This is a genomic window from Actinomadura sp. NPDC049753 (assembly GCF_040674655.1).
GTDB classification, from domain to species: domain Bacteria; phylum Actinomycetota; class Actinomycetes; order Streptosporangiales; family Streptosporangiaceae; genus Spirillospora; species Spirillospora verrucosospora.
Genome location: NZ_JBFARL010000306.1, coordinates 1 through 6,513, shown reverse-complemented (window position 1 = coordinate 6,513; position 6,513 = coordinate 1). Strand labels below are relative to the sequence as shown.

The window sequence follows — 6,513 nt, the reverse complement described above, 5'->3', positions numbered from 1 at the left end:
CCCGCCGTGGGCGCGGGGGCGCGGCCCGGGCCCGTGGCCGAATCCGCCGGGCGGGCCCCAGGGGCCCGGCCCGCCGCCGAACAGGGCGCCGAAGTTCGGGAAGTCGCCGCGGCCCCAGGGCCCGCGGCCGTGCATGTGCCCCATGTTCTGCACCACCTTCTGAGAGCTCTCTATGACCTCTCGCGATACGACAACGATATATCGAAGACGTACGGATCGGCCAGATGGTTCCCGAATCCGGATCGATGCGCGACCGGAGTCGCGGGGACAAACCGGCCATAGTCTCCGAATGCGGCCAAGGCCGTCTGATCGCGCGCGTCCGTGGGTACCACCGTGGGCGAGGGGGACGATGGGCACACAGGAAGCGGTCGCCGCGCAGGACGCGGTCCTCACCCCGGGCGCCACGGGCACGAGGAGACTCCGCGCCAGGAACGAGCTCGTGCTCGGCCTGGCGGTTTTCGCGCTCTACTCGGTGGTGACGATGCTGCCCGAGCAGGCGAGGAAGGCGACCGCCCGCGGGCACGGGGAGTCGCTGTACGCGCTGGAGCGGGCTCTGCACATCGACGTGGAGCCCGCCCTCAACGGCTGGCTGGCCGGCCAGCCCGTCCTGCGCGTCCTGGCCAACTACGAGTACGCCATCACCTATGTCGCCAGCGCGCTCGCCCTGCTGGTCTGGCTGTTCCTGCGCCACCCCGAGCGGTACCGCACGGCCCGCAACGCCTTCGTCATGCTCAACCTCGCCGGTCTCACGTGCTTCGCGCTGTACCCCGTCATGCCGCCCAGGCTGATGCCCGCCGACCTCGGCTTCGTCGACACCGTCACCAACGGCCGCACCTGGGGGTCGTGGGGGTCGCCGCTGGTGAAGCACGCCGACGAGTTCGCCGCCGTCCCCTCCCTGCACATGGCCTGGACGCTGTGGGTCGGCGTCGAGCTCGCGCGCGTGAAGGCCAAGCGGTGGGTGCAGGGCCTGAACACCGTGCACATCCTGGTCACCCTCTACGTCATCCTGGCGACCGCGAACCACTACCTGCTCGACGCCGTGGCCGCCGTGCCGTTCGTGGTCGTGCCGGTGTACCTAGCCGAGCGCTTCGCGCGGCCGCCCGCGTCGCGCGTCCAGGGGCCGGACGCGTTCTTCCTCGCGGTGGAGACGCCCGAGGCCCCGCAGCATCCCGGCGGCGTCATCATGCTCGACACCTCGCGGGAGGACGTCGGCCGCGCCGACCTCGTCCGGGTGATCGAGGAGCGCCTCGACGGGCTGCCCCGCTTCCGGCAGCGGCTCGTCCACCGGGGCCGCTGGCGCCGCCCCGTCTGGCGCGACCTCGACCGGGTCGACTGGGAGTGGCACGTCGTCGAGAAGCGGGTCGACGGGATGGCCGGGCTGCGCGCCGAGGTGGCCAGGCTCCAGTCCGAGGCCCTGCCGCTGGACCGGCCGCCCTGGCGGATGGTCGTGCTGAAGGGCGCCGAGCCCGGCCGTACGGCGGTCGTCTACATGATGCACCACGTGGTCGCCGACGGCGTCGGCATCGTCGCGCAGGCCGTGTACCTGATGGAGCCGCCGCCCGAGCCGGTCGCCGCGCCTCCCCGGGCGCCGCTGCGCAAGGCGCTGGCCACCGTGGTCGGCCTCGGCCAGCTCGCCACCGCCGTCGGCAGGCCGGAGCCGCTGCCCGCCGCCGGGACGTCCGAGCGCCGGTTCGGCACCATGGTCCTCCCGCTCGGCACGGTGCGGGACGTGGCCCGCCGCCACGGCGCCCGCGTCACCGACGTCGTGCTGTGCGCGGTCGCGGGGGCCCTGAACCGGACCGTCAGCGAGGAGGACGGCCGGCCCGGCACGTGCCGCGTCGCGGTCCCGCTGATGATGCGGCCGCCGGGCAGCGCGATGGTGGGCAACCACACCACCGCGGTGATGGTGGACCTGCCGATCGGGAAGATGGCCGAGCACGACCGGCTCGCCGTGATCGCCAGGCGCAGCCGGGTGCTGCGCTCCGGGACGCGGGCGCAGGCGGCGTGGTTCGTGATGTGGCAGGCCGGACGGCTGATGCCGCCCCCGCTGCACGCCCGCTTCGCGCGCATGTCCTACAGCGGCCGGTTCCTGCAGGGCACCGTGTCGAGCCTTCCGGGGCCCGACCGGCTTCTGCGGCTGTGCGGCGCCCCGCTCACCGCCGTCTACCCGATCGTCCCGCTCGCCCCCGGCACGCCCCTGGCCATCGCCGGGCTCGGCGTCCACCGCGACCTGTGCTTCGGCCTCTCCCTCGACCCCGGTCTGGCGGACGACGCCGACGCGCTGATGGACGCCGTCCGCGACGTCTTCGAGGAACTGCGGAAAGGCCCGGAGTGATCAGACGCTCCGGGCCCGGACCCTCCGCGGTCCGGCGGGCTCAGATGCTCCGCATGGCGCGCAGCGACTCCTTGAGCGAGCCCATGGTCGCGAACACCGCCGTGGGTTCGTAGCCGCAGTGCGCCATGCAGTTCGCGCACCGCTCGTCGCGTCCCCGCCCGTAGGCGTCCCAGTCGGTGGTGTCGAGGAGCTCCTGGTAGGTCGCGGCGTAGCCGTCGTCCATCAGGTAGCAGGGCCGCTGCCAGCCCTTCAGCGAGTACGACGGGATGGCCCACGCCGTGCACGGGAAGTCGACCTTCCCCTCCAGGAAGTCCAGGAACAGCGGCGAGTGGTTGAACCGCCACCGCTCGCGGCGCCCGTCGGCGAACGTCTTGCGGAACAGGGCGCGGGTCTCCTGCACGCCGAGGAAGTGGTCCTGGTCGGGCGCCTTCTCGTAGGCGTACGCGGGCGAGATCATCATCTGGTCGACGCGGAGCTCGTCGTTGAGGTAGTCGAGCACCTCGATGACGGTCTGCGGGGTGTCGGTGTTGAACACGGTCGTGTTCGTCGTGACCCGGAACCCCCGCTCCCGGCACATCCTGATCGCGTCCACCGCCTGGTCGAACACGCCCTCCTTGCAGACGGACGCGTCGTGCCGCTCGCGCAGCCCGTCGACGTGCACCGCCCACGCGAAGTAGCGGGACGGCCGGAACAGATCGATCTTCTTGGGGATCAGCGCGGCGTTCGTGCACAGGAACACGTACCGCCTCATCCGCACCAGCTCGGCGACCAGCTCGCCGATCCGCGGATGCATCAGCGGCTCGCCGCCCGCGATCGACACCATCGGCGCGCCGCACTCGCGGACCGCCGCGACCGCCTGCTCGACCGGCATCCGCTGCTTGAGCACGTCCGCCGGATGCTGGATCTTCCCGCAGCCCGCGCACGCCAGGTTGCACGCGAACAGCGGCTCCAGCTCCATGATCAGGGGGTACCTGGTGCGCCCCGCCAGCTTGTTGCGCAGGACGTACCCGCCGACGCGCAGGCTCTGGCGCAGTGGCATCGCCATTTAGGAGTTCTCCTTCAGGTACCGGCCGAGCGCCGACAGCGGGAACACGAGCCGGTACAGGTGGTAGTTGATGTAGAAGTCGCCCGGGAAGCCGGTGCCGGTGAAGTGGTCCTCGTCCCAGGTGCCGTCGGGCCGCTGGTGCTCGACGAGCCAGCGGATCCCGCGCTCGACGGCCGGTCCGTGCTCGCCGGCCGCCAGCAGGGCGAGCAGCGCCCACGCGGTCTGCGAGGGCGTGGAGGCGCCGTGCCCGATCCACGTCCGGTCCCGGTAGGAGCGCAGGTCCTCGCCCCATCCGCCGTCGTCGCGCTGGTGGCGCTCGAGCCAGGCGACCGCGTCGCGGATCGCGGGCTTGCCCGGCCGGACGCCCGCCGCGATGAGGGCGGGCACGACGCTGCCGGTCCCGTACACGTGGTTGGCGCCCCAGCGGCCGAACCAGGACCCGTCCGGCTCCTGCGCCTTCAGCAGCCACACGACGGCCCGCTTGACCACCTGGGAGTCGGCCATGCCGCGGTGGGACATCGCCTCCACCACGTGCGCGGTGACGTCCGCGGACGGCGGGTCGATGACCTCGCCGAAGTCGCAGAACGGCAGCCTGCGGCACAGGGCGCGGGTGTTGTCGGCGTCGAACGCGCCGAACCCGCCGTCCCGGGAGGCCATCCCCGCCATCCAGCGCACCCCCCGCTCGATCGCCGGCTCGGCCATCGGATGCCCGGCGCGGCCGAGCGCGAGGACCACCTCGGCGGTGTCGTCGGTGTCGGGGTAGCAGTCGTTGTCGAACTCGAACGCCCAGCCGCCCGGGGGGAGGGCGGGGCGCCGCACCGACCAGTCGCCGGGACCCCTCACCTCCTCGCCGATCAGCCATTCGGCGGCCCGCTCCAGGGCGGGGTGCCGGGCGGGCAGGCCCGCGTCGGCCAGGGCGTTCATCGCGAGCGCGGTGTCCCAGACGGGGGACTGGCACGCCTCCAGGCGCCGCCCCCGGTCGTCGCGGATCGTGAACCGCTCCAGCCCGTCCAGGCCCCGCCGGACGATCGGGTGGTCGAGGCCGTAGCCGAGCAGGTGCAGCGCGAGCAGCGAGTACACCCAGGGCGGCTGGATCCCGCCCCAGGACCCGTCGCGCTCCTGCCGCGCGATGATCCAGTCGGCGGCGCGGCGCAGCGCGGCCCTGCGCACCCCCTTCGCCGGGCGCCGCTCGTACACGTGCAGGGCCAGGTCGAGCGCCCCGAACGCCGCGTCCCACCCCGACAGGCCCCGGCGGCGTGCCGGGGGGACGTCGTAGCCGGGATACAGCTCGTCCAGCGAGAACGGCAGCGGCCGGACGGGGCGCAGCGCGGCCACCACCGTCAGCGGGACGATCGTCTGCCGCGCCCAGCACGCCCAGTCGTAGACGTTCAGCGGGAACCAGCGCGGCAGGAACATCATCTCCGGCGGCAGCACCGGCAGTCTCTCCCACGGCCAGCGGCCGAACATCGCCAGCCAGAACCGCGTGAAGACGCGGGTCGCCGGGATGCCGCCGCCGCCGCGGACGAACGCGGCGGCGCGGACCATGTGGCCCGCGTCGGGCGGGTCGCCCGCGAGCCGCAGCGCGACGTAGGCCTCGACGGTCGTGGACAGGTCCGGCGGTCCGTCGTGGAAGTTCGCCCAGGTGCCGTCCGCGGCCTGCTGGGACCTGATCCAGCGCGCGGTCTCGCGGGTGTCCGCCTCGTCGCGGATGCCGAGGAACTCGCGCAGCAGCAGGTCCTCGGCGTCCATCGTCACGTTGGTCTGGAGTTCGCCCTTCCACCAGCCCTCCGGCGACTGGAGCATGAGCAGGTGGTCGCGGGCGGCCTCCAGCGCCTCGGCGGCCGACCGGGTCCGGGCCGCCCCGCCGGCGGCCGGCGGCTCCGCGACGACGGGCGCTCCCGCGGCGGGCGCCTTCCCGGGGGCGGGCTCTGGGGCCGGCTCTGTGGTGGGCTCCGTGGTGGGCTCTGTCGTCGTCATCAGTGGTCCCGGCAGGTGACGAAGTCGGCGATGTGCAGGAACTCGGCGCGGACGGCGTCCGGCAGCCGCGCGTTGAGCAGGTGCTCGGCGGCGCGCTGGATGCGGCTCTCCGCCTCCATCTCGGCCCAGGCGCGCCCGCCCGCCGCGTCCACCAGCCCGGCGGCCTCGGCCAGTTCCTTCCCGGCCGCCTCCTCCTCGGCGGGCAGGGGCCGCGCGTACAGCTCGGCCAGCCGCGCGGCCTCCGGCGTCCCGGAGTTCAGGGCGGCGACGACCGGCAGCGACATCTTGCGGGACCGCAGGTCCGACAGCGCGGGCTTGCCGGTGGTCGCCGGGTCGCCCCAGATGCCGAGCAGGTCGTCCACCAGCTGGAAGGCGATGCCGAGGTCCTCGCCGAACGCCTCCAGCGCGGCGCACAGCCGGTCCGGCGCGCCGTCCAGGACGGCCCCGATCGCGCACGAGCACGCGAGCAGCGCGGCGGTCTTGCCGGACGCCATCGTGAGGCACTCGTCCACGCCGATCTGCCTGCGCGTCTCGAAGTCCATGTCGAGGGACTGCCCGGCGACGAGGCGGCGGACGGCGGCCGCCAGCGCGCGGGCCGCCCGCGCCGAGCCCTGGCCGGGCGCCTCCAGCAGGACCTCGCCGGCGAGGGCCAGCAGCGCGTCGCCCGCCAGGATCGCGGACGCTTCGCCGAACACGGTCCACGCCGCCGGGCGGTGCCTGCGCGTCCGGTCGCGGTCCATGATGTCGTCGTGCAGGAGCGAGAACGCGTGGGCCAGTTCGACGGCGACGGCGCCCGGCAGCCCGCTCTCCGGGGGAGCCAGCGCGGCCCGCGCGGACAGCAGCGCCAGCGCCGGGCGCAGCGCCTTGCCCGCCGGGGCCTTGCGCGGGTGGCCCTCCTCGTCGGTCCAGCCGAGGTGGTAGGCCGCGACCCGGTAGGTGCGCGGATCGAGCCGCCCGACCGCGGCGCGCAGCGCCCCGTCGACCAGCTCACGGACATCGGTCAGCGAAACGGGCACGGCCGTCATCGGTCCTTCACCTTCTCCAGGTGGCGGCGGACCAGGCGGGCGGCGGTGAGACCACTGCGCACTGCTCCCTCCATGGTGTCGGGCCAGCCCGTGTCGGTCCACGCGCCGGCCAGGTACAGGCCCGGCGCGCG

At 74.0% G+C, this 6,513-nt stretch carries 5 protein-coding genes; 1 reads left to right on the top strand and 4 read right to left on the bottom strand.

All coding sequences use genetic code 11. From position 1 onward, the window contains the following. Positions 1 to 349: 349 nt before the first annotated feature. A complete protein-coding gene (locus AB0K37_RS39305) occupies positions 350 to 2,335 on the top strand; it encodes a phosphatase PAP2 family protein (protein WP_363990508.1) in 1,986 nt (661 codons plus the stop codon). 40 nt (positions 2,336 to 2,375) lie between these two features. On the opposite strand, the gene hpnH is transcribed toward AB0K37_RS39305, so the two are convergent. From hpnH to AB0K37_RS39285, 4 genes are read right to left on the bottom strand one after another with little or no spacing between them, the layout of a single operon-like run. Then, a complete protein-coding gene (gene hpnH / locus AB0K37_RS39300) occupies positions 2,376 to 3,380 on the bottom strand; it encodes an adenosyl-hopene transferase HpnH (RefSeq protein ID WP_363990505.1) in 1,005 nt (334 codons plus the stop codon). Beyond that, positions 3,381 to 5,357 carry a squalene--hopene cyclase gene (gene shc / locus AB0K37_RS39295; RefSeq protein ID WP_363990502.1) on the bottom strand — a complete coding sequence of 659 codons (1,977 nt, stop codon included), beginning with the start codon at positions 5,355 to 5,357 and terminating at the stop codon, positions 3,381 to 3,383. Further along, a complete protein-coding gene (locus AB0K37_RS39290; protein WP_363990500.1) occupies positions 5,357 to 6,382 on the bottom strand; it encodes a polyprenyl synthetase family protein in 1,026 nt (341 codons plus the stop codon). The genes shc and AB0K37_RS39290 overlap by 1 nt, the downstream gene beginning before the upstream one ends. Then, positions 6,379 to 6,495, bottom strand: coding sequence for an FAD-dependent oxidoreductase (locus AB0K37_RS39285; protein WP_363990511.1), 117 nt, complete (start codon positions 6,493 to 6,495; stop codon positions 6,379 to 6,381). Before AB0K37_RS39285 ends, AB0K37_RS39290 begins: the two co-directional genes overlap by 4 nt. Between the last annotated feature and the right edge of the window lie 18 nt (positions 6,496 to 6,513).